Annotated in this window: 22 protein-coding genes; 3 read left to right on the forward strand and 19 right to left on the reverse strand. The window is 69.2% G+C overall.

Annotated elements, in window-relative coordinates; all coding sequences use genetic code 11:
- Positions 1-23: 23 nt before the first annotated feature.
- Genes E4O86_RS07570 through E4O86_RS07580 form a run of 3 tightly spaced genes read right to left on the reverse strand, consistent with a single transcriptional unit; the run spans position 24 to position 4425 of the window.
- A complete protein-coding gene (locus E4O86_RS07570; protein WP_161139921.1) occupies positions 24-1106 on the reverse strand; it encodes a type 2 periplasmic-binding domain-containing protein in 1083 nt (360 codons plus the stop codon).
- Positions 1107-1125: 19 nt separating this feature from the next.
- Complete coding sequence (locus tag E4O86_RS23920) at positions 1126-2280, reverse strand: acyl-CoA dehydrogenase family protein (protein ID WP_205520763.1); 1155 nt, start codon at positions 2278-2280, stop codon at positions 1126-1128.
- A 30-nt stretch (positions 2281-2310) separates the two neighbouring features.
- Complete coding sequence (locus E4O86_RS07580) at positions 2311-4425, reverse strand: acetate--CoA ligase family protein (RefSeq protein ID WP_161139922.1); 2115 nt, start codon at positions 4423-4425, stop codon at positions 2311-2313.
- Between the two features lie 171 nt (positions 4426-4596).
- On the opposite strand from E4O86_RS07580, the gene E4O86_RS07585 reads away from it, so the two are divergent.
- Positions 4597-5382 carry an IclR family transcriptional regulator domain-containing protein gene (locus E4O86_RS07585; RefSeq protein WP_161139923.1) on the forward strand — a complete coding sequence of 262 codons (786 nt, stop codon included), beginning with the start codon at positions 4597-4599 and terminating at the stop codon, positions 5380-5382.
- Positions 5383-5407: 25 nt separating this feature from the next.
- Here the strand turns inward: E4O86_RS07585 and E4O86_RS07590 are convergent, their stop codons facing one another.
- The 10 genes from E4O86_RS07590 to E4O86_RS07635 all read right to left on the reverse strand — a co-directional run bounded on the left by E4O86_RS07590 (position 5408) and on the right by E4O86_RS07635 (position 16621).
- Positions 5408-6220 carry an aspartate dehydrogenase gene (locus tag E4O86_RS07590; protein WP_205520764.1) on the reverse strand — a complete coding sequence of 271 codons (813 nt, stop codon included), beginning with the start codon at positions 6218-6220 and terminating at the stop codon, positions 5408-5410.
- On the reverse strand, positions 6217-7008 hold the full coding sequence (locus E4O86_RS07595) for an alpha/beta fold hydrolase (protein ID WP_161139925.1): 792 nt from the start codon (positions 7006-7008) through the stop codon (positions 6217-6219). Before E4O86_RS07595 ends, E4O86_RS07590 begins: the two co-directional genes overlap by 4 nt.
- 7 nt (positions 7009-7015) lie before the next feature.
- Positions 7016-7537 (reverse strand): cupin domain-containing protein, encoded by a 522-nt coding sequence (locus tag E4O86_RS07600; RefSeq protein WP_343039119.1) that lies wholly within the window; start codon positions 7535-7537, stop codon positions 7016-7018.
- Between the two features lie 42 nt (positions 7538-7579).
- Entirely contained in the window at positions 7580-9031 is a 1452-nt protein-coding gene (locus E4O86_RS07605; protein WP_161139926.1) for a 4-hydroxyphenylacetate 3-hydroxylase family protein, read from the reverse strand.
- A 163-nt stretch (positions 9032-9194) separates the two neighbouring features.
- On the reverse strand, positions 9195-9812 hold the full coding sequence (locus E4O86_RS07610; RefSeq protein ID WP_161139927.1) for a MarR family winged helix-turn-helix transcriptional regulator: 618 nt from the start codon (positions 9810-9812) through the stop codon (positions 9195-9197).
- 171 nt (positions 9813-9983) lie between these two features.
- Positions 9984-11162 (reverse strand): alpha/beta hydrolase family protein, encoded by a 1179-nt coding sequence (locus tag E4O86_RS07615; protein ID WP_161139928.1) that lies wholly within the window; start codon positions 11160-11162, stop codon positions 9984-9986.
- 38 nt (positions 11163-11200) lie between these two features.
- A complete protein-coding gene (locus E4O86_RS07620) occupies positions 11201-12370 on the reverse strand; it encodes an alpha/beta hydrolase (RefSeq protein WP_161139929.1) in 1170 nt (389 codons plus the stop codon).
- Positions 12370-14508 carry a molybdopterin cofactor-binding domain-containing protein gene (locus E4O86_RS07625; protein ID WP_161139930.1) on the reverse strand — a complete coding sequence of 713 codons (2139 nt, stop codon included), beginning with the start codon at positions 14506-14508 and terminating at the stop codon, positions 12370-12372. The genes E4O86_RS07620 and E4O86_RS07625 overlap by 1 nt, the downstream gene beginning before the upstream one ends.
- A gap of 18 nt (positions 14509-14526) precedes the next feature.
- The gene (locus tag E4O86_RS07630) at positions 14527-15702 is read right to left on the reverse strand and encodes an alpha/beta hydrolase family protein (RefSeq protein WP_161139931.1); all 1176 of its coding nucleotides are present in this window, start codon (positions 15700-15702) and stop codon (positions 14527-14529) included.
- A gap of 58 nt (positions 15703-15760) precedes the next feature.
- Positions 15761-16621 carry a fumarylacetoacetate hydrolase family protein gene (locus E4O86_RS07635; protein WP_161139932.1) on the reverse strand — a complete coding sequence of 287 codons (861 nt, stop codon included), beginning with the start codon at positions 16619-16621 and terminating at the stop codon, positions 15761-15763.
- A gap of 134 nt (positions 16622-16755) precedes the next feature.
- Here E4O86_RS07635 and E4O86_RS07640 point away from each other — a divergent pair, with 134 nt between their 5' ends.
- Positions 16756-17679, forward strand: a complete 924-nt coding sequence (locus tag E4O86_RS07640; RefSeq protein WP_161139933.1) for a LysR family transcriptional regulator — start codon at positions 16756-16758, stop codon at positions 17677-17679.
- A 6-nt stretch (positions 17680-17685) separates the two neighbouring features.
- Here E4O86_RS07640 and E4O86_RS07645 read toward each other — a convergent pair whose 3' ends face one another.
- The 6 genes from E4O86_RS07645 to E4O86_RS07670 all read right to left on the reverse strand — a co-directional run bounded on the left by E4O86_RS07645 (position 17686) and on the right by E4O86_RS07670 (position 24402).
- Complete coding sequence (locus E4O86_RS07645) at positions 17686-18984, reverse strand: amidase (protein WP_161139934.1); 1299 nt, start codon at positions 18982-18984, stop codon at positions 17686-17688.
- A 57-nt stretch (positions 18985-19041) separates the two neighbouring features.
- Positions 19042-20028, reverse strand: a complete 987-nt coding sequence (locus E4O86_RS07650; protein WP_161139935.1) for an aldo/keto reductase — start codon at positions 20026-20028, stop codon at positions 19042-19044.
- A gap of 22 nt (positions 20029-20050) precedes the next feature.
- Entirely contained in the window at positions 20051-21553 is a 1503-nt protein-coding gene (locus E4O86_RS07655) for a tripartite tricarboxylate transporter permease (RefSeq protein ID WP_161139936.1), read from the reverse strand.
- Positions 21541-22002 carry a tripartite tricarboxylate transporter TctB family protein gene (locus tag E4O86_RS07660; protein ID WP_161139937.1) on the reverse strand — a complete coding sequence of 154 codons (462 nt, stop codon included), beginning with the start codon at positions 22000-22002 and terminating at the stop codon, positions 21541-21543. Before E4O86_RS07660 ends, E4O86_RS07655 begins: the two co-directional genes overlap by 13 nt.
- 114 nt (positions 22003-22116) lie before the next feature.
- Positions 22117-23085, reverse strand: coding sequence for a Bug family tripartite tricarboxylate transporter substrate binding protein (locus E4O86_RS07665; protein ID WP_161139938.1), 969 nt, complete (start codon positions 23083-23085; stop codon positions 22117-22119).
- Between the two features lie 90 nt (positions 23086-23175).
- Positions 23176-24402: an alpha/beta hydrolase gene (locus E4O86_RS07670; RefSeq protein ID WP_161139939.1), complete on the reverse strand. Its 1227-nt coding sequence runs from the start codon at positions 24400-24402 to the stop codon at positions 23176-23178.
- Positions 24403-24854: 452 nt separating this feature from the next.
- Here E4O86_RS07670 and E4O86_RS07675 point away from each other — a divergent pair, with 452 nt between their 5' ends.
- On the forward strand, positions 24855-25739 hold the full coding sequence (locus E4O86_RS07675; protein WP_161139940.1) for an amidohydrolase family protein: 885 nt from the start codon (positions 24855-24857) through the stop codon (positions 25737-25739).
- The last annotated feature ends 18 nt before the right edge of the window (positions 25740-25757 follow it).

The following is a 25757-nucleotide window of genomic DNA, read 5'->3' on the forward strand; positions in this document are numbered from 1 at the left end:
CTCGAACCTGCGCGGGATCGCTGTCAGTTCTTGGAGAGTTCCTGGACGTAGCCCGCCAGGAACCGGGAAACCGCCGGATCCACGGTTCCGAGCTGGCGCACGACCTTCTCCGCCTGGGCACCCGAGACGATGCCGGGAGGGGTCCCAACGGTCTTCGTGTAAGCCTCGACGAAGGCCTGATCGCTCTGCAGCTCCTCGAACGCCTTGCGCATGTCCGCCACGGCCTCGGAAGAGGCCTTGGGCGGGAGGAAGACGGTCCGGTAGACGCTGTCCATGATCGAGCTGATCAGCCGGAGCGACTCCCACTTCTCGCCGGAGGGCATGGCGTCGGAGCCGTTCTTCTCCCTGTAGAGCTGAAGGAAGGTCGGAACTTCGCTGAACGCGGGGCTCGGCCCGAGCTTTCCGTTCGCGTCCTCGACGTCGAAATGGAAGGCCGGGATGACGACGCCGTCCTTGACCATGGTCGGCTCGATCGAACCCCGGTAGCCGGCGATCGAGCTCGCGGCCGCCTGGACCTCGTTCTGCAGGACCGCGGTCTCGACGTCCTTCAGGCCGCGATAGCCGGACACCATCTCGAAATCGAGGCCGAGGAGGTCGAGCGCCAGCCCGACCCGCAGCGTGGTATGGGTGTTCGGTGCCAGCGCTCCGACCTTGAAGGATCCGGCCTTCAGCAGGTCCTGCGGCTTCTCCATGCCGGGCGCGACGTCCTTGCGGACATAGACGATCGCCGGCTGCTCGAAGCCCGCCACCATCTGGAACTTGTCGTAGCCGACGCGCAGGCCCGGATCGGAGAGGAGCTGCGTCATCGGATTCCAGGTGAAGAAGGCGAGCTGGGTCGCGTCGTCGGGAACGATCTCGCCCATGTAGTTCGTCGCGATCAGCCCGCCGGCGCCCGGCATGTTCTTCACGATGACGGTCGGCTTTCCCGGAATGTGATCGCCGAGAAAGCGCGCGACCACGCGCGCCTCGATGTCGGACGGACCGCCGGCCGGATAGTTCACCAGCATGGTTACGGTCTTGTCCGCGTAGAACTGTGCCGACGCGGCGCCCGAAAAACCGAACGCACCCGCCAGAAGCACGGCGCAAGCTGCAATACTCGACCTCATTCTTCCCTCCCTCACACTGTTATGCGGCGTATTTGCTGATGACATGACGCGCCAAAGCAGCACGAAGAACCTCCTCCGGCCCCTCCGTGATCATCATGCTGCGCTGGTCACGCCAGAATTTCTCGATCGGAAGCTCGTTCGTCAGAGCTATTCCGCCGTGGATCTGCATGCAGCGATCCGCCGCCTGGAACGACATCCTGTCGCCAAGCATCTTCGCCGAATAAGCCTCGTAGCGGATGTCGAGCCCGGCGTCGTATTTCGACGCCGCGCTGTAGACGAGGAGCCTGAGCTGCTGAAGGTCCAGGTAGCAGTCGACCAGCATCCACTGTATCGCCTGGCGGTCCGCCAGAGGCCGGCCGAACGTCACCCGCTGCACGGCATAGGTCGACGCCATTTCGAGGCAGCGCTCGATGACGCCGATGGCGCGGGCGCCGTGGCGCAGCCGGCCGACATTGATCCAGTCCTGCGCGAACCTGAACCCTTCGCCCTCTTCCCCGATCCGCTTGGCGGCCGGGATGCGGACATTGTCGAGCGCGATCTCGCAGGGCTCGTCGTCCATCATCGTCCGCTGGGTCCGCACGATGGATACGCCGGGCGTATCCATGTCGAGCAGGAATGCGGTGATCCCCTTGGCGCCCCTGGACCGGTCGGTCGTCGCCATGAGCTGGGCGAAGCTCGCCGTCTTCGCGTTGCTGATGAACCGCTTGTAGCCGTTGACGACATAGTGGTCGCCGTCGCGTATGGCGGTGGTCGCTATGCCGGAGGGGTCGCTCCCCGCGCCCGGCTCCGTCAGCGCGAGGCAGCAGCGCTTCGTGCCGTCGATGACGGGATAGAGGTAGTCCCGCTTCTGCTCCTCGTTCAGGTGGAAGAGGATGGGGCTGACGTCCGGCCCGAAGATCTGGGGCTTGCGCGTCGGCAAAGCGATCGTTCGGCCCATCTCCTCCCACATGACGCAGCGCGCGAGGAGACCGAGCCCGAGCCCGCCATATGCCTCGGGGAGGGAGACATGCCAGTACCCCATCTCCTTCGCACGCGCCTCGAGCCGCGCACGGATCTCCGGCTTGAGGTCCGGCCCGTCGCAGGCGTCCCGCTCGATCGGGATGATCTCGCGGTCGACGAAGCGGCGGAGCTGCTGCTTCATCTCCTTGAGTTCGTCGGATAGTTCGAAATCCACCTGTGACTCCTGTCTCGCCGTCGCGCCCGATCAGCCCGCGCGCACCGCCCTGAGATCGACAGCCCGGACGCCGCCGCCCGCCGGCAGGACGATCAGCGGATTGATCTCGAGATCCGCGAGCCGGTCGCGGTGGCGCATGAAGAAGTGCGCGGCGGAGAGCACCGCCTCCGTCAGGGCCGGCACGTCGGGAGCCGGGCGGCCGCGATAGGAGCCGAACAGGGCGGCGGAGCGGAGCTCGCCGATCATCCTCTCGACGTCCGCCGCCTCGATCGGAAGCATCCTGAAGGTGACGTCGCGGATGGCTTCGACGAGGACGCCGCCCAGTCCGAAGACGAGATAGGGCCCGTAGCCCGGGTCGTTGCGGAATCCGACCAGCACTTCGAGACCCTGGACCATCTCCTGGACGAGGAAGCCGGCGATCTCGGCGCCGGGAACGGCCGCCTCGAGGCGCTCGGCCATGGCTTGCGCCGCGGCGCGCACGGCGTCCTTGCCGGCGAGGCCGAGCGCCACGCCGCCGATCTCCGTCTTGTGGCTCGCCTGGGGGGAGACGATCTTCAGCGCCACCGGGAAACCGATTTCCGCCGCCGCTTCGGCTGCCGCAGCCGCATCGGCCGCCCGCCTTTCGCGCGGAAACCGCACGCCCGCTTCCGCGAGCAGGCGCTCGAGGTCGCCTTCGGGCAGATCGAGCCCGGCCGGCGGCGGGACCGGCGCGATGCCTTGGCGCAGCGTCCGGCCGTAGTGGTCGAGCGAAGCAAGGACGCGGCAGGCCTCGGGAAGCCCCTGAAGGAAGGGAATGCCGGCCTCCTTCTGGAAGCCGCGGCCGAGATCGCCGACATTCTGGGAGAGCCGGGCGATCGCGAGGACCGGCTTTCCGGTCGAATCCGCCAGCCTCCGATAGACGCCCGGATCGGATCTGTCGGCGTCGGATTCCGGAAGCTGGGCCTGCAGCGCCAGGATGTCGACATTCGGATCGGCCGCGATCGTCTCGCAGATCCGCCCGTACCGTTCGTGCATCGTGGCGGGACCCGCGCCCGCATCGAGCGGGTTTTCCGGCGAGAGGCCGGGGTCGATCTGCTCCCGGAGGCGCTCCTCGGTTTCCGGCGCGAAGGGCGGAAGCGCGAGGCCCGCCTCGTCCGCATAGTCGAGAAAGAGGCCCTTTGCTCCGCCCGAATAGCAGGCCATGCCGACCCGACCGCCGGAGGGGAAGCGCCCGGCCTGGAAGGCGAGCGCGTGCTCGATCAGGTCGTCCAGCGAATGGCAGCGGACGATGCCGAGCCGGGCGCAGACGGCGTCGAACAGCCGATCGTCGCCGGCGAGCGCGCCGGTGTGGCTCCGCGCCTGCGCCGCGCCGCGCTGGCTGCGGCCGATCTTGACGAGGAGGACCGGCTTGCCGGCGGCGAGCGCCCGCTCGGCAGCCGCGACGAAGGCGGCCGGGCGCCGCACGCCTTCCACCATGCAGACGATGAGCCGCGTCGAGTCGTCCTCGACGAGGAAATTGACGTAGTCGGCGAGGTCGAGGTCGATCTCGTTTCCGCTCGAGACGGCATAGCTGAAGCCGAGCCCGCGAACGGCTGCCTGGCGCAGCCAGTACATGAACGTGCCGCCGCTCTGGAAGACGACGCCGACGGGGCCCGGCGAGAGGCTGCGAACCCGCGGCGACGGATAGAACAGATGGCCCTCGCGGATCGCCAGCGTCCCCATGCAGTTCGGGCCGCAGATGCGCAGATCGTGATTCCTGCTGAGCGCGCGCAGCCGTTCGGCGCGGGCCGCGCCGGCCGCATCGCCGCCCTCCCCGAATTGCGAGGCAAACACCAGGGCGCCCTTCAGCCCGTTCGACAGACCGGCCTCGAGGGCGTCCGGAATGTGGTCGGCGGGGATCACCGTGATGGCGAGGTCGACGGGTTCGGGGATCGCGGCGAGATCCGGAAAGCACGGCCTGCCCCAGAGCTCGCTCCGACGCGGATTGACCAGGAAGAGCTCGCCCGAATAGCCCGCGAATTCCAGGTTCTCGTAGACCCGCCGCGGCCAGCCGGCACCGCCGGTCTCCGACGCGCCGACAATGGCGACCGACCTCGGCCGGAAGACCGGGTCGCAGTCGCGGAAGTGCGGCTCGGTCGAATCCCCGAGCTGAAACGCCACGCTCATCGGCAGGCCTCCCATCGCCTTGGGGAATGTCGTCGGGTTCGGCTCATGCGGCCGCGCCCGAACATCGCTCCAGATCCGGAGCATCACTCCCTTGACTGTGCGCAGGGCGCACAGTTATTCTGCATTGCGAACAGATTACCCGGCTGAGCCGGGGAATCAAGGGAGCTTCCGTTGTCCGAATCCGAATCCTGGTTCGTTACGTCCTTCGCGCGCGGCCTCTCGGTGCTGCGCGCCTTCGGCCCGCACACGCCGCAGTTGAAGCTGAGCGAGGTTGCGAAATCCGCGAACATGTCGCGCGCGGCCGCCCGGCGCTTCCTGAAGACGCTCGAGGCGCTGGGCTATGTCGGCAGCCAGAACGACCGCTTCTACCTCCGCGCGAAGGTGCTTGAGCTCGGCTTCGCCTATCTGTCCTCGATGGACTTCCAGGAGCTCGCCAAGCCGTATCTGGACGAGATCGCCCGGCAGGCGGGCGGCTCCTCCTGCATCTCGGTGCTCGACGACGGTGAAGTGGTGTTCGTCGCCCGTGCGGTCGCGGAGCAGCGCATAAGGCTCGTCGCGAATATCGGCTCGCGCTATCCGGCCTATGCCGTGTCGATGGGCCGTGCCATCCTGGCGAACCTTCCGCCTGCCGAGCTCGACCGCTATTGCGCCCGCGTCAGGTTCAAGCCCCTCACCGAATACACGATCTCCTCCGTGGACCAGCTCAGGACGGTGCTTGCCGCGGAGCGGGCGAGAGGCTGGTACGGCTGCAAGGACGAGACCCGGATCGGCGTGACGGCGATCGCCGTGCCGATCTTCGACGAGCAGGGCCAGGCCCGCGCGGCCGTCAACCTGAACCTCAGCGGCCAGTTCAGCGATCCCGAGCAGGTCGCCGACCTCTATCTCGCCTCCCTGCGGGATTGCGCGGCCCATCTCAGCCGCGCGCTCACGCTGAACCTCATCCCGGTCAGCGTCTGAGCGCGCCGGCGCGGACCGGCGCCCTTCACCGGATCGACGAGAAGTGGCTGCGGATCGCCTGGACGATGCTGAGCGCGGCGAGCCATGAGGTCTTCGGGTTGTCCGGCAGCGGCGCGTTCTCGAGCCGGATCCGGAAACTGCCGAACGCGCCGGCGGCCTCCAGCTCGTGGATGTTCCTTCCGATCGCGGGATCCGCCACAAGCGTGACCCTGGTCCGCTCGAAGCCGATGCCGGCGAGGGCTACGGCGGCGGTGACGTTGGCGTTCTTCGGATAGAGCGCCGCCGCCGCGCGCGCATCGCCTTCGAAGATGATCGTCTCGCTCCGCAGCGCGGCGAGATCGAAGCGCTCGCCCGCCGGGCTGCCGAGCCAGGCGTGCGGCGGCTTCCGGCCGGTATAGACGACGTGGTCGAGCCCGGCGGCCGCGGCCGCGCGCAGGACGTCGAGCCCGCCGATCGCGCCCGAGGCGATGACGGCGCGGGCCCCGCCGGCCCGGGCGCTTTCCTCGATCTCCGCGCGCACCGCGGCGTCGCCAAGCGCGCCGATCGAGACGATCACGCAGTCGACGCCCCGGCGCAGGACAGTCGGGAGGACGGTCGCGACCGCCTGGTGGCTCGCGCATTCGACGACGAGTTCCGGCCGCCAGGCGAGAAGCGCGTCCACCTCCGGGAAGAACGCGACGTCGTCGGGCCCGGCCGGCGCGGCCGCCACCTTCCCCGGCGGCACCAGCGCCGCACCGATTGCGGGCATGGCCTCGTCGGCGGCGAGGCTCGCCCGCAGCGAACGCGCCATGGCGCCGAAGCCGATCGTGGCGACACGCTTGCCCGCGGCAGGCATCATGCGCTCCGGAGGAAGTTCAGGACAGCGTCCGCAAAGGCCTGCGGCCGGACGCGCGGATAGAAATGTCCGCCGGCGAACCGGACCGAGCGGGCGCCCGGGATCGCCGCTGCGAGCCGTTCGGCATGATAGGCCGGGACCATTGCGTCATCCTCGGCCGAAACCACCAGCGTGGGCGCGGCGATGCGATGAAGCTCGGCCGAACGGTCGAAGTCGAGCAGCATGCGGATACGGGCGGCCGTGACCGCGATCGGCTCGAGGTCGGCCGCCGCCGCCTTCGTGGCGCGCTCGAGATCGGGCGCATGCGCGTTCACCCAGTCCGGCGCGTAGCCGAGGATGTTCGTCAGGTCCTGATAGGCCGCCGGTCCCATCCGTTCGAGCACTGCGGCGCGGAACGCGAACAGCGTCCTGAAGCGGTAGTCCGCACGGTCCCAGGTACCGCTGAGGACGAGCCCGGCCACCCGGTCGGCCGCGTCGAGCGCGAGAACCTGGCCGATGGCGCCGCCGGTGGAATGGCCGACGACATGGGCACGCTCCACGCCGAAATGATCGAGAACGGAGACCACGTCCTCCGCCAGCGCCTCGATCGTGTAGCGCTGCTCCGGACGGTCGCTGCGCCCCGCCCCGCGATGGTCGAACAGGATGAGGCGGTGCCCGTCCCGCAGGAGAGACCGGTGCGGGTTCCAGAACGCCGCGGACCCGCCGAGACCCGGGATGAGGAGCAGCGGGTGGCCTTCGCCCTCCGTCTCCGCGTGGATGCGGCATCCGTCGGGGGTCCGCACGAAGGGCATCGCGGCCTCAGGACTTCGCGAAGGTGTCGACGAGCGGCTCGCCGAACACCGTGGCGCGTTCGATCTCGAGCACGTCCGCGGGCCGCGGGAAGGGCGCGGGCGCGGGCTCGCCCGGCTTCATCGGCCGACCGATCGCCTTGAAGAAGGTCTCCAGGCCGTTCGGCATGAGAAACCACACGAAGGTCAGGTCGCAGCCTTCGTCCGCGACGAACATGTGCCGGTTCGTCCTGCCGATATAGACGCTCGCGCCCGGCACGAGGCGGTGCTCCTCGCCGTTCAGGACCGTCCTTCCCGTCCCCGAGACGATGTGGATGACCTCGTCGTGATCCGGATGGGTATGCTCGCGCACGTAGCAGCCGGCGGCGACGGTCTGCGTGCCGAGGCCGAAGCGATGCGTCATCTCCACGATGTGCGGCGCAAGGCGCACGTTGATGTGGCCGTTGGCCGGCACGGGCTGCCAGTAATGCTCGCCGCCATCGGGCTGGACCACCATCACCGCCGGGAGCTCGGACCGCGTCTCAGTCTGCACGAAGATCACCCTTCATCTGGAATGGCATTCGTTCCGCGGGCGCTAGTCGGCCGCGTATCGCTCCATGAATCCCTGCGCGATGCCGTGGATCTCGTCCCAGGGCACGTTGACGAAATTGTAGTTGCGGACCGCGAAGGCCGGCCCCACGAAGAACTTCTCGTAGGAGGTGGCGCGGCTCGCGTGTTCGGAGCCGACGACGTCCCAGGCGAGCTTGAAGAGCTTCATGCGCTCGAGCGCGCCGCGCTCGCCGGCGGTCCAGTACTTCTCGAACGCGGCGCGAAGCTCCGGATCGCTCATGATGTCGATGCTCGCGGGGAACTGGAAGTGCCCCCCGCCCATCAGCTCGCGCAGGATGTCGATGATATAGGAGTGGTTCTCCATGGCCCAGTGGATCGCGCCGTAGAGGTAGCGGCGGTTGAACACGACATAGCCGTCGTCGACCTCCTGGAACGCCTCGATCTGCCCGTCCACCATCGCGTTGAAGCCCGCCTCGAAGGCCGCGAGCCGGCCGAGCGTCTCGCGGACGGCGGGAATGTCGCGGGCGCCCGAGCTCGCCGTCACGAGGCTCGCGATGCTGAGCAGGAAGCGGAGCTTGGTGCCGAAGCGGACATTGCTCTGGTGGTTGGCGATCACATGCGCCGGCGTCCTGATGTAGATGTCGCGCGAGAGACCGGGATCGTCATGGACGATGACCTTCTCCCACGGCACCTTCACGTCCTCGAAGACCAGCATGCAGTCCGATTCGTCGAAGCGGTGCGTGATCGGATAGTCGAACTCGGCCCATCCCTCCCGGTGGAACGGCATGCGCGCCCAGAGCGACATGCCGGGAAGGTTGAGCGGGATCACGCAGGTGATCGATTCCTTCTTCTGGTCGGGAGCGAGCGGCATCACGTTCCCGATCAGCACCTCGTGGGCGTAGGCGGCGCCCGTCGCCAGCATCTTCATCCCGTTGAGAACGACGCCGTCGTCCTCTTCGGCGGTCACGCGCAGGGCCGGCTGCGGCAGCCCGCTGGTCTGGTAGTAGTTCTTGTCACGCGCACCCTGCGGCGGGACGATCGCATAGGTCGCGAAGACGTCGTCCTTCCGCATGTGCTCGTAGATGCGCATGAGGTTGCCCGAGCGATTGCCGCCGGCGGCGTCGAACACCTTCGGGTTCATGCTGAGGCCGGTGATGTTGCCGGCCACGGCATCGGGCGTGCGGCCCATCAGGCCGTAGGAGAACTCGGCGATCTTCCGGTGCGCGCGGCTGCGCCGGCGCAGGTCGGCCTGCGAGCGCGGCTGCAGATAGTACATCGGGTAGCGTTCGCCGTTCTCCTCGAAGGTCAGGATGTCCCGGTTGGCGGGATCGGCCTTGAGGTCGTAGAGCGCGGCATAGGTTCTCGCGCCGTTGGCAAAGGCCGGGTGGGTCGTGGCGTCCTCGATCCGCTCGGCGCCGACATAGATCCTCCGGCCGTCCCGTATCGATTCGAGATATTCCTTGCCGGTCTTCAACATGAGCGACTTCCCTCACAGAGTTCGCGCCCGCCCGGCCGAACGGAAGGCGTCATATCGCGGCGCATGCTAGAACAGTCGTATATGTAAGTTGCTTACATACGTCAATCCGGACCGCCCGGCCGGGCGGTCGGAAGAAGCGCGGACGCGCCGCCCGGCCGGGGCGCTACTTCTTGCGCTCGCTCAGCGCCGGCGAATTGATCGTGTGGAGCGCGTGCTCGGCGTCGACGACGAGCTTGTCCATGATCGCGTGCAGCGACTGCACCTCTTCGGAGGTGAGCGATCCGAACACCAGATCGTTGGTCAGGCGCCGGAGCGGCCCGACATCGACGATCATGTCCCGCCCCTTCTCGGTCAGCGTGAGCAGGCTGCTCCGGCGATCACGCTGGTTCGGACGGCGCTCGACGATGCCGCGCTCGATCAGCTTTCCGATCTCGGCGGTGACGAAGGGGCTCGAGACCCGGAGCTCGTCGGCGATCTGGCCGACGGTCGCGCTGCCCGCTTCGCCGATCGCGACCATCATCGAATATTGCGGACCCGAGACGCCGATATGCGCGGCGAAACGATCGCGCGACCGAAGCATCAGGGTCGACGTACTCAGGACCTTGTAGATAAGATTGCGGAACTTCCCGTCCGATCCGTCGACGAGAAGCGTGTCGAGCGAAGTGCTGAGCGGCGGAAACCTTTCGCCGGAGGCCCCTGCTGCGGTATCCGTCCGCGCCGGGGCCGCCTTCTTTGCACGCGCGGGCCGGCGTGACGGTTCCTTCTCCTTGGGCGATGGCATGCAGCATCCTCACTCCGCGGGTGCGTTTCATGCAGCATCGTGTTCCGGACGACAAGCCGTCGAAGTCTCCGGGCGCGCCGGCGAAGCCTGGTCGATCGCCGGCCTGCCGGGCGAAGTTCCGCCCGTTCCGGCGGGCCGTCCCGCCGGGAGCGATCTCAGGCGGCGGACCGGCTACCGAGGGCTTGACGTTCCGATCCGGCTTGCCAGCCAGTCCGCCGCATAATCGATCCCGACCTGGCGGTTGTCGACATGGGCGTGCTCGGCGCCGCCCTCCTCCATCGAGAAGATCCTGATCGACTTGTCCCTCGCGCCGACCGCCTCGTAGAGCCTCGGCGCGTTCTCCACCGGCACGATGCGGTCATTGCCGCCATGGGTGACGAGGAAGGGGCAGGCAATCCGTTCCGCCACGCCCTCCAGCGAGAATTTGCGGGCGATCTCGATCGCCTCGTCCGGCGTGCCGGCATCGACCACCCACTGGAACTGGAAGTTCGACTGGCCGATCGCCTTCGGGTCGCTCTCCGTCTTCTGCTTGATCCGGAGCTGCCAGCCGGCGAGGTCCCAGTGAAGCGCGCTGAGGGCTATGCAGGCGGCATAGCGCGGCTCGAAGGCGGCGACGCGCGAGGAATAATAGCCGCCGAAGCTGTAGCCCATGATGGCCACCCGCTTTCCGTCGACCTCGGCCCGGCCGGCGAGATAGTCGTAGGCGGCCGTGCCCGCCGCCTCGTAGTCGTACCGGCTGTGGATGCCGCGGATCCGGAGCGACTCGCCCTGGCCCGGGCCGTCGAGGGACAGCGTGTTGAAGCCGCGGCGGGCGAATTCGAGCCCCGCGAAGATGATGCTCATCTCCTTGGAATTATCCATGCCGTTGACGACGACCACGGTCGGCGCGGGGCCGTCCGCCCGCTGTGCGGGGAGGAACAGGGCCGGCAGGCTGGCGCCCTCGTAAGGGACTTCGACGAACTCGATCTCCGGGTAACGCCGGCGGATGCCCTCGTGATAGCAGCGATAGGCAATGCGGCTCATCGCGCGCTTCGCCTCGCCGGGCGGCACGAAGCGCTCGGCGTTGTAGTGATAGTGCGCGGCCCGGTAGTAATAATTGCCGGCGGTGCGGTCGTTCCCCTCCGCCGCCGCCTGCTCGGCGATGGCCTCGACCGTGCGCGCGAGCGCCCCCCATTCCTCCCACCAGGCGCTCTGATCGCCCTGGCGGGGCCGCAGACGCTCGCAGGCGCGGTCGATCTCCTCGAGGGCGACGACGCCGTAGGGCGCCATCCCCTTCATGATGAGTGTCGCGTTCGACCACAGGAAGTTGCCGGGAAAGGTGTCGATCCAGGGACCGCGTTCGACAGGCATGACGTCTCCGGTGGTTGGCTTTTGGGAATGGCTGGCGTTCACGGGCGCGCTTGCGGTACGACGGTCTCGCTGATCCAGTCGGCGATGAAGTTCACGCCGGCGCGCCGGTCGTCGACCTGGCAGTGCTCGGCTGCGCCCTCGTCCTCGGTAAATATCCTGAGCGTCTTGTCGGCAGAGCCGGCGCGCTCATAGAGGATCTGCGCCTGCGAGGGCGGGATCAGCCGGTCGTTCGCGCCGTGGACGACGAGGAACGGGCACGCGATCCGCTCGGCCACGCCCTCGAGCGTGAAGCGGCCCATCATCTCGATCGCCTTTGCCATGTCGAGATCCGGCACGCCGAGCACCCAGGGCACCTGGAAATGCGACGTGGCGGCCTGGTGATTGCGCATCTCCTCCTCGATCCGGACGAGCCAGCCCCTCAGATCCCAGAACATCGCCCCGAACGCGACGCAGCCGGCATAGCGCCCGTCGAAGGCGGCGATGCGCGGCGCGGCATAGCCGCCGAAGCTGTAGCCGAGGACGGTGACGCACGACGGATCGACCTCGGGGCGGCCGGCGACGTAGTCGTAGGCGGCGCGGCCCGGCACCTCGTAGTCGTAGCGGCTCGGGATGTTCCGGAGCCGAAGCGTCTCGCCCTGGCCGGGCCCGTCGATCGCCAGCGTGTTGAAGCCGCGCCGCGAAAACTCGAGACCCGCGAAGATGACGCTCATCTCCTTGCAATTGTCGAGACCGTCGAAGACGACGACGGTCGGCGCGGGGCCGTCGGCGTCCGCGGCCTTCAGGAAATAGGCCGGAAGCGTGCCGCCCTCATAGGGCACCTCGACCGGCTCGATCCGGGTAAACGAGCGGCGAAGGCCCTCCCGGTGGCAGGCCAGCGACTTCCTGTAGACCTCGGTCTTGAACGGTCCCGGCGGGATCATCCGCTCGGCCGTGTAGTAATAGTAGCCGGCACGCATGTAGTAATCGCCGGCGCTGATCCTCCGTCCGGCGGCGTCGGCCGCTTCGGCCAGGCGTACGGTATGGTCGGCCATGGCCGACCATTCCTCGTGCCAGGCATCGTGTTCGTCCTGGCGGGCGGCGAGCCTCTCGCAGACCCGCTCGATGTCATTGAGGGCGACCACGCCGTAGGGCGCCATGCCCTTGGTGACGAGCGTGGCGTTCGACCATTTGAGGTTACCGGGGAATTGCTCGACCCAGCGGTTCGTCATCAGCCGTCCTCCTCCCGCAAGAGCGCCGTCATGATCCGCGCGCGGGAGAGCGGCAGGTCGCGGATGCGGACGCCGAGGGCGTGCGCGACCGCGTTGCCGATCGCCCCGGCGGTCGGGCCGACCGCCGCCTCGCCTATCCCGAGCGTCGGCTGATCCTGCGGGCCGACGAAGCGGATCTCGATCTGCGGCACTTCGGAGAAGCGGAGGATCGGGTAGTCGTCCCAGCTCTCGGTCGCGATCCTGCCGTCGGCGAACCGGATCTCCTCCTTCAGGGTCCAGCTCGCCGCCTGGACGATGCCGCCCTCGATCTGGCTCGCCGCGCCGTCCGGATTGACGACGAGGCCGGCGTCGACCGCGGCCCAGACCCGCTCGACGCGCACGTCCTCCCCGACGGACAAGGCGGCGATCGCGGCCATGTAGGCGGCGCGGTTCTTGTAGCGTCCGAAGGCGAGACCCATGCCCGTCCCCTCGCCCCCGCCGGGCCGCCGCTGCCAGTCCGCCATGGCCGCGACCTCCTCGAGCACCGCGCGGGCGCGCGGGTCGGAGCTGAGCGAGAGCCGATAGGCGAGCGGGTCTTCGCCGCAGCGCTCCGCCAGCTCGTCCAGCAGCGATTCGATCGCGAAGGTGTTGAGATGCGCGCCCAGGCCCCGGATGGTCGAGGTGCGCAGCGGCAGCCCGTCCAGACGGTGATGCACCATCGCGCGCCGCGGAATGTCGTAATAGGCGTCCGCATTCCGGCTCGCGCCCCCGCCGATCGCGTCCGGCACGTCCTCCAGGGCGGCCGGTTCCGGAGGCACGAGCCCGAGCGCCGCGGCGGAGGCGAAGTTCGGGCGGCCGTTCATGCCCGGCCTGCGTCCGTGGATCGGGCTGCGGATCTCGATCGTCCAATCGGCCGGCCTGCCGTCCGGTCCGAGATCGGCCCGGATCGCCACCGCCGATGCGGGGCCGAGCGGCGCGGCCGCGAATTCATCTTCCCGCATCCATTCGACCCTGACCGTCCGGCCGGGATTGCGGAGCGCCAGGAAGGCGGCCTCGAAGGCCGCGTCATCGGCGGAATTGTGGCCGTAGCAGCCGGCGCCGGGCCGGTGCGAGACGCTGATCTGCGCCGGCGCGAGGTCGAGCGTCCGGGCGAGCCAGTCCCGCAGGACGAAGACGCCCTGGCTGTGGCTGTGGACCGTCAGATGCGCGCCGTCGAACCGAGCAAGCGCACAGGAGGGGGCGATCGAGCCGTGGCTGATGAAGCCGCGCGAGAAGCGGGCCTCGACGGCGGTCGCCGTCCCGCCGCCGCGGGCCGGGCCGCCCGCTTCGGTGCGGCGAACATGGGACGGCCAGTCCCGGAGCCAGCGCCGGTCGTCGCCCTCGACCGGCGAGGGATCGCCGTCGGTCCATCCGGCCGAGCGGCGCGCGGCCTGCCAGGCGCGCGTCGCGGCGGTCGGATCGTCGGAGAGGAAGGCGGCGAAATCGCCCTCGCGGAAGACCATTATCTCGCCGCCAGCCGCCTTCCGCACGCCCGCTTCGTCGAAGCGCGCGAGGCGGGCACCGCTCCAGGGCCGGTGCAGCACGCGCGCATGGATGAGGCCGCACGGCGCCATGTCGTGTACGAACGGCGCGCCCGCGACCCGGGCCGCGAGATCGGGCCGCGGCACGCTGCGGCCCACGATCCGGTAGTCGGCAGGGCGCTTGACGGCGGCGGAGCCGGTCGCCTCGCGGTCGAGATCGACGGCAGCGGCGAGGGACCAGTAATCCTCGCCCGTCGGCTCGCCGGCACGCAGAAAGCGTCCGTCGGCGATCTCGAGCTCCGCCGGCGCGCAGCCGAGCCGTTCGGCGAGCCGCGCCAGGAAGAGCGCCCTCACCTCCGCCGCGACGAGACGGATCGCGGCGCCGGAGACGGCGGTGGAGTTGCTGCCGGAGGTGAAATCCTCCGCCGGCGAGGCATCCGTCAGGCCGGATATCGTCGCCATGCGCCCGAAAGCGACGTCGAGCTCCTCGGCCGCGATCTGGGCGAGCGCCGTCAGGATTCCCTGGCCGAGCTCGACCTTTCCGGTCGAAAGGCGCACCCGTCCTGCCGTCTCGAACCCGATCCACGTCCCGAGCCGCGGATTGTCGACGAGGCTCTTGGGCAGGGCGTTCGCGATCACCGCCGTCGCCGCCCGGCGCTAGAGGTTCTCGAGCAGCCAGTCGCCGATATAGTCGATACCGAGCTGGCGGTGGTCGACCTGGCAGTGCTCGGTGCCGCCCTCCTCCGCGGTGAAGATCTTCAGGTGCTTCCGGTTGGAGCCGATCTTCTCGTAGAGGATGCGCGCGGATTCGAGCGGCACGATCCGGTCGTTCTCGCCGTGGACGATCAGGAACGGGCACTCGATCTGCTGCGCGATCCCTTCCAGCGTGAAGAGCTTCGCGCGCTCGAGCGCGGCCTTGTTGTCAGGCGATCCCACGACCCAGCGAAACTGGAAGTCCGACGAGAAGCTCGTCCTCGGATCGGCCGCGAGCTTCGCCTTGATGTCGGCCTGCCAGGCATGCATGTCCCAGTGCATTGCGCCGAACGCGACGCCGGCGGCATAGCGCTTGTCCATGCCGACGATCCGCGGGGCATGGTAGCCGCCGAAGCTGTAGCCCATCGCCGCGACCCGCTCCGGGTCGACGTCCGGCCGCGACGCGACGTAATCGTAGGCCGCCGCGCCCGCCACCTCGTAGTCCGGCCGGCTGACGATGTTGCGGAGCCTGAGCGCCTCCGACTGGCCCGGCCCGTCGATCGCGAGCGTGTTGATGCCGCGCCTGGCGAAGTCGAGGCCGGCGAAGATGACGCTCATCTCCTTGCAATTGTCCATCCCGTCGAAGAGCACGACGGTCGGGGCGGGCGCGCCGCTCTTCGACCCGCGCACGAAATAGGCCGGCAGCGAGGTCGCCTCGTAGGGCACGTCGAGATGCTCGATCTCGGGATGGAGCCGCTCCAGCGCGCCGCGATAGCAGCGCAGGGCGTTGCGGTACATTGCGAGCTTTTCCTCGCCGGGCGGCATGAACCGTTCCGCGCTGTAGTAATAGTTGCCCGCGCGCATGTAATTGTGCCCGGCCGTCACCTCCCGCTTCTCGGCCGCCGCCCTGTCGGCCACCGCCGCGACGCGGTCCGCCATCGCGCACCATTCCTCGCGCCACGCACGGTCCAGATCGGCCTCGTTCCGGCGGGCCTTCAGGCGCCGGCCGACCCTGTCGACCTCCTCCATCGCCACCGCGCCGTAGGGCGCCATGCCCTTGACGATCTGCATGGCGTTGCTCCAGCGCAGATTGCCGGGAAAATGCTCCGCCCAGGTGCCGCATTCGTCCTGCGTGTCCATCTCCCGCCCCTCGCTGTCCGTGTCGCACCCGTCCGGAGCCCGGGCGGGCCCCCGGGTGTCACGCCTCCGCCGCCACCGGGTTGGTGAGCGCCCCCACCCCCTCCACCTCGACCGTCACCTCGTCGCCGGGCTTGAGCCAGACCGGCGGCCGGCGACCCATGCCGACGCCCGCCGGCGTTCCCGTGGCGATCAGGTCCCCCGGCTCGAGCGTCATGATCTCCGATAGGGTGGAAACGATCGCGGCGACGTCGAAGATCATGCCGGACGTGTCGGCCTCCTGCATGACGGCGCCATTCAGGAGGGTGCGGATCCGCAGGCCCGCCGCCCCCGGCGGCACCGCGTCGGCGGTCGTGATCCAGGGGCCGACGGGGCCGGTGCGGTCGAAGTTCTTCGCGCCGGTCCACTGCGTGGACTTGCGCTGGTAGTCGCGCACGGAGCCCTCGTTCATCAGCGTGTAGCCGAAGACGTATTCGAGCGCGTCGGCGGGCGAGACGTGCCGGCAGGCCCGCCCGATGACCACGGTGAGTTCCGCCTCGTAGTCGAGCTGCTCGGAGCATTTCGGCACGATCATCGGCTCGCCCGGCCCGACGAGGGAGGTCGTGCAGCGCATGAAGACGGGGGGATAGGTCGGCACCGCCTGCCCGGTCTCCTCGGCGTGGTCGTGATAGTTGAGGCCGATGCAGACGATCTTGCCGGGATCGGCGATCGGCATGCGCAGGGTGAGGCCCGCGAGGGGCCGGCCCGCATCGGCCGGCGCGCGCCCGAGCGCATCCTCCAGGCCGGCGGGAACGCCCGTCGCGATCAGCGCCTTCATCGAGGCCGGTACATCCGGGACGAGATCCGAGACCGGCACGACCGCCTCGCCGCGCACCACGCCGACGCGCGCGGCGCCCCCCTCCTCGAACGTCACGAAGCGCATTCTGCTTGTCGCCTTTTATAATCGCAGGCGTCGTTCCGGCGCCCGTTCCGCCCGCATTCCGAAGCTTTGCGCAGGGTGGCGCAAGCCGGTAGGCTCTGGCACCTTGAATCTCTTTAAAACCCTGGCTGATAATCATGCGCCCGCCCCTTCGAGCCATCGGCACCTTCGTCCGCTGCGCCGAAATCGGCAGCTTCAGCAAGGCCGCGCTCGAGCTCGGCATGACGCCGCAGGCGGTGAGCGGGCAGATCAAGCAGCTCGAGGACTGGGTCCAGGTCCGGCTCTTCCACCGCACGACCCGCAAGATCAGCCTCACGGAAGAGGGGGCGAGCTTCTTCGAGCATTGCAAGAGCGGCATGGAGACGATCGACGACGGCGTCCGTGCGCTCCGCGAGGCGACGAGCGAGGCGGTCGGCACGGTGCGGCTCGCCATGCCCTACGTGATCAGCAGGGGCTACATCACGCCGCTCCTGGGAAGGTTCTTCGACCTCTATCCGCGCGTCTCGATCGAGCTGATCGTCCAGAACCAGAATCCCGACGTGGTCGAACAGAGCGTCGATCTCGGGATCGGCAGCGGGCCCATGCCGAAGGGCTCGATCATCGCCCGCCGGCTGGCCTCGGTGGAGCTCGTGCTCTGCGCCGCGCCCGCCTATCTCGAGCGCTTCGGAACGCCCGCCTCGATCGCGGATCTGAAGCGGCACCGCTGCGTGGCGCTCCGCCATCCGCGCACCGGCAAGATCATGCCCTGGACGTTCAAGGGCGAGAGCGGAACCGTGACCCTCGACCTCGAGGGATGCCTGACCACGAACGACACCGACACGCAGCGCCAGGCGGTGCTCTCGGGCGTCGGGATCGGCCAGCTCGCGAGCTTCTACGTCGCCCCGAACGTCCGGGCCGGCCTGCTGTCGCCGCTCCTGATCGGCTACACCGCGCCGCCCTACCACTTCTACCTTTACATGCTGAAGCGCACGAAAATCCCGCTGAAGACGCGCGTCCTCGCGGACTATCTCTATCGCGAGCTGCGCAGCCTGCCCGATTTCCAGTCCGGCACCGTCCGCTGAGGGCCGTCAGGCGAGCTGACGCCATGCCCAGTCGGCGCAGGCGAAGAGCGCCCGGTCGCCATGACGCGCCCCGACGAAGTGGAGACCGACCGGCCTGCCGTTCGGACCTTCCAGGAGCGGCAGCGTGAGCGCCGGCACGTGCAGCGCCGTCCACATCTTGTAGAGGTCCGCTCCGGCAAAGGCATCCCAGCCGAGCGGGGCCTCGCCCGTCGCCGCGGCGCCGACGAGCACGTCGACCTCCTCCCAGACGGTCGCCATCCGCGCACGGCAGGTCTCGGCAAGCTCTATGCACGCAATATAGCGTGCCAGCGGGCAGTCGAGCCCGTCGGCAATCCGGCCGCCGCGCAGCGTGTCGCTGATCCCGTCCCAGCGCGTCTCGATCTCCCAGGCGAGATTGCGGACGAACTCGAAGCTCGAGATCCAGCGATGCGCATCGGTGAGCGCCTCGAAGCCCGCCGGCATCTCGATTTCCGTCACGGACGCGCCGGCGCGGGCGAGCCGGTCCACGGCCTCCTCGACCCGGCGCTGCACCGTGGGGTCGACCTGCGGCCAGACATGGGTCCGGCAGAGTCCGATCCGCGGCGGCCGCTCGCGCCGTCCGACCGGCTCCGGCGGCACGCCGAGAAGGACGTCGCGGTAGAGCGCGACATCGGCAAGCGAGCGGGCGCAGATCCCGAGCGTGTCGAGGGAGCCGGACGCCTCCATGACGCCGTGCAGGCGATGCTCCCCGTAGGTCGGGCGGTACCCGAAAATGCCGCAGAAGGAGGACGGACGAACCGTGGAGCCGGTCGTCTGCGTGCCGATCGCGAGCGGGACCATGAAATCGGCGACGGCGGCCGCAGAGCCGCTCGATGACCCGCCCGGGGTGCGGTCGAGATCCGTCGGATTGCGCGTCGGTCCGACATGGAGATTGGCGAATTCGGTGGTGACGGTCTTGCCGAGCAGGACGGCGCCGGCCTTCCGGCTGAGGGCGACGCAGGCGGCGTCGCGCCCGGCGCGGCGGCCCCGGTGGATCGGAGTGCCCCATTCGGTCGGGAGATCGGCGGTGTCTATGATGTCCTTGACACCGAAGGGCACTCCGCCGAGCGGACCGGTGCGGCCGCTCCGGTCGAAGGCGCGCGCCGCGGCGAGCGCGGCCTCCGCGTCGAGATGCGCCCAGGCGCGGACGTCCGGCTCGCGCTCCGCAATGCGGTCGAGGCAGGCGCGCATGACCGCCTCGCTCGTGAACGCGCCGGCGGCGATGCCGCGGGCGAGCGCGGTAGCGTCGAGCGTCTCCAGCCGAACCGTCTCGCCCGCGATGTTCATAGCATACCTCCGTCAGATGGTTGACCGCCGCCGCGCCCGGCTTGCTTCGACCCGGGTTCAGAGCCCGAGCATTGCGAGGAGCGCGGGCGGATAGCGCAGGCCGGCGGCGCTGCCGGGCATGAAGGCCGCCTCGAGCAGGGCGCACTCCCCCGGCGTGAGCTCGATTTCCAGCGCCCGCAGGTTCGCCTCCAGATGCGCGACCCTGTGCGTGCCCGGGATCGGCACGATTCCGGGCGAGCGCTGGAGGACCCAGGCGAGTGCGATGCTCGCCGGCGCGGCGCCGTGAGCCTCGGCGAGCGCCTCAAGCGGTGCGAGCAGCCGCCGGTTCCGGGCGAAGTTCCCGGCTTCGAAGCGCGGATGGAGGCGCCGCATGTCGCCCGGCGCGAGCTCGGCGGGATCCTTCAGCGCCCCGGCCAGGAAGCCCCGGCCGAGCGGGCTGTAGGCGACGAGCGCGATTCCGAGCTCGGCGAGGAGGGGCAGGATCTCCGCCTCGGCATCGCGGGACCAGAGCGAGTACTCGGTCTGCACCGCGCTCAGGGGATGGACCGCATGGGCGCGGCGGATCGTGTCCGGACCGGCCTCGCAGAGGCCGAGGAACCGCACCTTGCCGGCTTCCACGAGGCGCGCCATCGCACCGACCGTCTCCTCGATCGGCACGGCGGGATCGACGCGGTGCTGGTAGTAGAGGTCGATCGTCTCGATCCCGAGGCGCCGGAGGCTGGCGTCGCAGGCCTGCGGGACATAGTCCGGGCGCCCGTTCACGCCACCCGGACCGCCGCCCGCATTCCGCAGATTGCCGAACTTGGTGGCGATGACGAGCCCGGCACGGCGGCCGGCGAGCGCCCCGCCGAGAAACGCCTCGTTGCGGCCGCTGCCATAGGCGTCCGACGTGTCGAAGAGGGTGACGCCGCGCGCGATGGCGCGGTCGAGCGTCGCCAGCGCATCCGCCTCGGCGGGAGCGCCGTAGCCCGAGGTGAGGCCCAGGCAGCCGAGGCCGATCGCCGAGACTTCGGGCCCTGCCGTTCCGAGGCGGCGGGTCAGCATGGCGCGCCCTTCCCGTCCCGCCTCATCCCGCCGCGGCGGCGGAGACGCCCCGGCGGACCGCCCGGTAGCGCGACCAGGCGACATAGGCGATCAGAAGGACCAGGAGGAGCAGGATGCCCGCGCTGATCGGCCGCTGGACGAAGCCCATGTAGTCCCCGCGGAAGAGCAGGAGCCCCCTGCGCAGGTTCTCTTCCAGGAGCGGCCCCAGAATGTATCCGATCAGGAGCGGCGCGGGCTCGAATTCGAGCAGCCGCAGCCCGTAGCCCACCAGGCCGACGATGAGCACCATCCAGACGTCGAAGAGGTTGTTGTTGACGCTGTAGACGCCGACGCAGATGAAGATCAGGATCGCCGGGTATAGGAGCCGGTACGGGATCTTGAGGATGCTCACCCAGATCCCGATCAGGGGGATGTTGAGGATCAGAAGCAGCAGGTTCCCGATCCAGAAGCTCGCGATCACGCCCCAGAACAGGTCCTGGTTCTGCGTGACGAGGCGCGGACCGGGCTGGATGCCGTGTACCATCATGGCGCCGAGCAGGATCGCGGTCGTGGCCGTACCGGGGATCCCGAGCGCCAGCGTCGGGATGAACGCGGTCTGCACGGCCGCGTTGTTGGCGGCCTCCGGCGAGGCCACGCCCTCGATCGCGCCCTTGCCGAACCGGGACGGGTCGCGCGCGATGCGCTTTTCCACCAGGTAGCTCATGAACGACGCGAGCGAGGGTCCGGTGCCGGGCAGCGGGCCGAAGAAGGCGCCGATCGCGCTGCCGCGCAGAATGGCCGGATAGGCCTGGCGCCACTCCGCGCGCGAAGGGATCATCGAGCGAAGCGAGATGCGCCGCTGGACGATCTCCCCGCCCGGCCGGTCGATCGAGGCGATCACCTCCGACACGCCGAAGAGACCCATCGCGAGGACGACCATGTTGATGCCGTCCTGAAGCTCGTAGAAGCCGAGGTCGTAGCGCACGACCCCGGTATTCAGATCGGTGCCGATGCACCCGACGAGCAGGCCGAAGACGATCATCATCAGGCCCTTGACGACGGAGCCCCCGGTGGCGGTCCCGGCGGCGACCAGCCCGAGCAGGATGATCGCGAAATATTCCGCCGGGCCGAAGGCGAGCGACATGGTCATGATCGCCGGCGTCAGCACCATCATCAGGATGATGCCGAGCGAGCCGCCGATGAAGGAGCCGACGCTGGTCGTGAAGAGCGCGACGCCGGCCTTGCCCTGCTTGGCCATTGGATAGCCGTCGAGGCAGGTGATCGCGCTCGCCGGGGTGCCCGGGAGGCGGAGCAGGATGGAAGCGGTCGAGCCGCCATATTCGGCGCCGTAATAGACGCCCGCGAGCAGGATCAGCGCCGTCGTGGGATGGAGATAGAAGGTGACCGGGAGCAGCATGGAGACCGCGGCGAGCGCGCCGATCCCCGGCAGCACGCCGATCGCCGTGCCGAGCAGCACGCCGAGGAAGCAGTAGGCGAGGTTCGTGCCCGTGAGCGCGACCTCGAAGCCGAGGATCAGCGCGTCCACTGCAGCAGCCCCGCGAATCCGGGCATCGGCAGGTGCAGCCCCAGGCGGAACACGGCCCAGGCGCCGACCGCCAGCGCCAATCCGAGCAAGGCGGCGCTCGCCGGACGCGCCGACCTGTCGCCGAGCGAGGCGAGCACGACCGTCAGGAACACCGCCGGGATCAGGCCCAGCCAGTGCAGCCCGAGGGCGAAGGCGGCGATCCCGGCGCATACGGCGAGGAGAGGCCTCGGCGCGATCCGCTCGCTGATCTGCGCCGGCCCTGCCTGGAGCAGGAGGACCGCCGACAGCACGACGAGGATGATTCCGAGCACCAGCGGAAAATATCCCGGGCCCATGTGCTGGGCCGTCCCGAGATGCAGGCGAATGGCGCCGGCGACGAAGAAGATCCCGACCGCACAGAGGATCCCGCCGCCGATGAGGTCTTTCGTGCGACTTTGCCGTTCAATCATGACACCTCCGTCGACCAGCCGAGATGCGGGACGAAGCGGCCCGGGCTACGCCCGGGCCGAAGGCGCGCGGGCCGCGCATCGAGGCGCCATGCGCGTCCGGGCGGCCCGCTGCGGTCAGTCGGCCTTGATGCCGCGCTTCTCCACCAGCGCCGACCAGTTGGTGATCTCGCTGTCGAGCGAGGCCGCCATTTCCTCGGCGGGTCCGAATTCAGGCGCCACCTCGATATTGGCGAGCCGGTCGCGCACCGCCGGACGCTCCAGGGTCTCCTTCATCGCGGCCGCGAGCTTCTCCTTGATCGGGGCGGGCGTCCCGGCCGGCACGAAGATGCCCCACCAGAACCTGAGCTCCACGTCCGGCTCGACGCCGAGCTCCTTCAGCGTGGGCACGTCCGGCATGGTCGGATTGCGCTCCTCGGACGTGACCGCGAGCACCCGCACGCCGCCCTCTTCCGAAAGCTTCCGCGCGCTGCCGACGCTCTGCATCATGGCGTCGACATGGCCGCCCACCACCGCGGCGTTGGCCTCGCCGCCGCCGCGATAGGGAATGTGCTGAGGCTGCACGCCGATGAGGTCGGCGAGGGCATCGAACGTCATGTGGGAGACGCTCCCGACGCCCGAGGAGCTGAAGTTCACGCCGCCCTCCTTCGCCTTCGCGAACTCGACGAATTCCTGGAAGGTCTTGGGCTCGAGCTTGGAATTGATGATGAGCGCCATCGGGGCCGTCCCGATCTTGGCGACCGCCTCGAAGGCCTTGCGCGGATCGAGCGGCTCGTCGGGGCGAAGCGCCTTGCCGAGCGCCACCGCGTTCTCCGCGAGCAGCACCGTATAGCCGTCGGGCGGTGCCGACTGGACCGAGCGCCAAGCCACGTAGCCGCCGGCCCCGGGCCTGTTCTCGACGACCACCGGCTGGCCGAGCACCTGGCCGAAATCGTCGACGATGACGCGCGCCAGATTGTCCGTCGAACCGCCGGGCGAGAAGGCGACGACGAGCGTCACCGGCTTGTTCGGAAAATCGCCGGCGCCCTGCGCGAGCGCGGACCCCGAGAGCACCAGGGCCGCGATGAGCCCCAATGATGACTTCAATCCGAATTTCATCCTGTTCCTCCTCCCTGTTCCCGTTTGGGTCGGTGCCCCGTCGGCTCGAGCCGATCTTGCGGCCACCTTCCCGGACTATCAGGCCAGCATCGCCTCCTTCCCCCTGTCGGACGGACTGCCCGCCTCGCGCGACAGCCAGCGGTCGGCGAGCCAGTCGGCGATGAAGTCCACGCCCGCCTGCCGGTCGTCGACCTGGCAATGCTGGGAGCCGCCCTCCTCCGCCGAGAAGATCTTCAGCGTCTTGTCCGCGGAGCCGGCCTCGGCGTGGAGGCGGCGGACCGAATCGATCGGAACGAGCGGATCGTCCTCGCCGTGCACGACCAGGAACGGACAGGCCATCCGCTGCACCACGCCGTCGAGCGTGAAGCGCCGCATCTTCACGAAGCTCTCCTCGCGGCTCGCCGTCCCGAGCACCCACTGGATCTGGAAGTCGCTGGTGGTGGCACGGCTCGCATCGCCCGCGATCCGGTACTTGTTCGCCAGCCACTCGGCCATGTCCCAGTAGGTCGCGCCGAACGCGACGCAGGCCGAATAGCGCGGGTCGAGGCTGGCGACCCGTGGCGCGCAATAGCCGCCGAAGCTGTAGCCCATGACGGCGACGCGGGACCGGTCGACATCGCCGCGGCCGGCCACGTAGTCGAAGGCCGCGGCGCCGGGCACCTCGTAGTCATGGCGATAGCGGATCCCGCGCAGCCGGATCGCCTCGCCCTGGCCGGGCCCGTCCACGGCGAGCGTGTGGAAACCGCGCCGGGCGAATTCCAGTCCCGCGAAGAGGACGCTCATCTCCTTGCAATTGTCGAGCCCGTCGAAGAGCACGACGGTCGGCGCGGGGCCGGCCGCCCAGGGCGACCTCATGAAATAAGCGGGGAGGCTCGTCCCGTCCGCAAGCGGCACCTCGACCGGCTCGATCTCGGGATGGCGGCGGGCGAGGCCGGCGCGGTAGCAGCGGAGCGCCTTCTCGTAGATCGCCTGCTTTTCCGGGCCGGGCGGCACCATCCGCTCGCCGGTGTAATAGTAGTTGCCGGCGCGGAGATAATAATGGCCCGCCGTCAAATCGTGGGCCTCGGCGGCGGCCGCGTCGCCCATCCGCTCGACATGGCCGGCCATCGCGCACCATTCGTCGCGCCAGGCCGCGGCGTCGCCCTCGCGGCCCCGCAGCCGCGTGCCGATCCGGTCGATCTCGGCGAGCGCGACCGCGCCGTAAGGCGCCATGCCCTTGCAGATCAGCGTCGCATTCGACCAGGACGCGTGGCGCGGGAAATGGGCGACCCACTCGCCCTGCTGATGCCGATCGGTCGATGCCACGATCCGTCCTCCCCGCAAGGCTGCCGTTCGATGCCATCGGCATCCGGCAGCTCTCATTCATCACCGGATAATTCAGGTGAGAAATCCGGCGGGACGCGCCCTCTAGTCTACGACAGATCCGTCGATTCCCTCCAGAGGGGAGGCAAGTCGGCGCTTGCGGATCGGAAGTCCCGTTTGCGCCGTTTCAATCTTGTTGTCCGGCGAGCTTAGGAGAGCCCGGCGCCGTTGCTGAACCCGGCATTGCGTGAAACAGTTTAAAGCTGACATGGAAGATTGGGCCGAAGTCCCGGGCGGCCGAGCGCGCGCCCCGAATCTGCCCCCGCAGGTGGTGGCGAAATGCCGGCGCAGGTCGCGGCGGATTTCGACGGCGGGCCTCTTTACAATCGACCCGCGTTGCGGGTGAGCATGGCGCCCGGAGCGGAGAGGACCGCAGCACGCTTTGGAGCAAGCCGATGTCGCAGCCCCTGCCGGTCTGCCCCGCGCCCGATGCGCATCCCGTGCCGCCCGCCTTCGACGTGCCGGCGGGCGCGGCCGACTGCCACGCGCACATATTCGAACCGTTCGAGCGCTATCCGCTGCAGGGCGAACGCGGCTACACGCCCGCTCCGGCGCCGCTCGCCGACCTCCTGGACCTTGAGCGGCGGCTCGGGGTCGAACGCCTGGTCCTCGTGCAGGCGAGCGCGCACGGCACCGACAACCGGGCGATCCTGGATGCGGCGAGCCGGCATCCGCAGCGGCTGCGCGCCGTCGTCTCGGTCGGGGAGGAGGTCTCCGAGCGGGACCTCGAGACGATGCACGAGAAGGGCGCGCGCGGCATCCGCGTCAATCTCGTCGATCGCGGCGGGATGCCGTTCAGCTCGCTCGCCGCGCTCGCGAAGGTCGCGGAACGGATCAAGCATCTGGGCTGGCACGTGGAACTCCTCGTCCAGGTCGAAAGCGCGCCGGAGCTGGAATCGCTCGTGAGGAGCATGCCCGTGCCGGTCTCGGTCGGCCATATCGGCTATTGCAGGACGGCCGAGGGCCTCGACCATCCCGGCTACAGGCGCTTTCTCGAGCTCCTCCGCGACGGGCTGTTCTGGGTGAAGCTGACGGGCCCCTACCGTATCTCGGCGGAGGAAAGGCTGCCCTATTCCGATGTCGCCCCGTTCGCCCGCGCCGTCGTCGAGGCCGCGCCGGGCCGCGTCGTCTGGGGCTCCGACTGGCCGCATGTCCTCCACTGGGGCGAGATGCCGAATGACGGCGGGCTCTTCAACCTGCTGTCCGACTGGGTGCCGGACGAGCAGGCGCGGAAGCGGATCCTCGTCGACAATCCTGCGCGGCTCTACGGCTTCGGGTGAGGCGGCCGGTCACCCGAA

Source organism: Propylenella binzhouense, from assembly GCF_009866965.1.
Taxonomy (GTDB): Bacteria; Pseudomonadota; Alphaproteobacteria; order Rhizobiales; family Afifellaceae; genus Propylenella; species Propylenella binzhouense.

Coding starts and splice junctions, on each gene's coding strand:
- E4O86_RS07675 (WP_161139940.1), top strand. CDS start 24,855: ATGTCGCAGCCCCTGCCGGTCTGCCCCGCGCCCGATGCGCATCCCGTG.
- E4O86_RS07620 (WP_161139929.1), bottom strand. CDS start 12,370: ATGACGAACCGCTGGGTCGAGCAATTCCCCGGTAACCTCAAATGGTCG.
- E4O86_RS07645 (WP_161139934.1), bottom strand. CDS start 18,984: ATGAACATCGCGGGCGAGACGGTTCGGCTGGAGACGCTCGACGCTACC.
- E4O86_RS07610 (WP_161139927.1), bottom strand. CDS start 9,812: ATGCCATCGCCCAAGGAGAAGGAACCGTCACGCCGGCCCGCGCGTGCA.
- E4O86_RS07570 (WP_161139921.1), bottom strand. CDS start 1,106: ATGAGGTCGAGTATTGCAGCTTGCGCCGTGCTTCTGGCGGGTGCGTTC.
- E4O86_RS07580 (WP_161139922.1), bottom strand. CDS start 4,425: ATGAGCGTGGCGTTTCAGCTCGGGGATTCGACCGAGCCGCACTTCCGC.
- E4O86_RS07635 (WP_161139932.1), bottom strand. CDS start 16,621: ATGCGCTTCGTGACGTTCGAGGAGGGGGGCGCCGCGCGCGTCGGCGTG.
- E4O86_RS07630 (WP_161139931.1), bottom strand. CDS start 15,702: ATGGACACGCAGGACGAATGCGGCACCTGGGCGGAGCATTTTCCCGGC.
- E4O86_RS07590 (WP_205520764.1), bottom strand. CDS start 6,220: ATGATGCCTGCCGCGGGCAAGCGTGTCGCCACGATCGGCTTCGGCGCC.
- E4O86_RS07605 (WP_161139926.1), bottom strand. CDS start 9,031: ATGTTGAAGACCGGCAAGGAATATCTCGAATCGATACGGGACGGCCGG.
- E4O86_RS07650 (WP_161139935.1), bottom strand. CDS start 20,028: ATGCTGACCCGCCGCCTCGGAACGGCAGGGCCCGAAGTCTCGGCGATC.
- E4O86_RS07660 (WP_161139937.1), bottom strand. CDS start 22,002: ATGATTGAACGGCAAAGTCGCACGAAAGACCTCATCGGCGGCGGGATC.
- E4O86_RS07640 (WP_161139933.1), top strand. CDS start 16,756: ATGCGCCCGCCCCTTCGAGCCATCGGCACCTTCGTCCGCTGCGCCGAA.
- E4O86_RS07615 (WP_161139928.1), bottom strand. CDS start 11,162: ATGCCTGTCGAACGCGGTCCCTGGATCGACACCTTTCCCGGCAACTTC.
- E4O86_RS07595 (WP_161139925.1), bottom strand. CDS start 7,008: ATGCCCTTCGTGCGGACCCCCGACGGATGCCGCATCCACGCGGAGACG.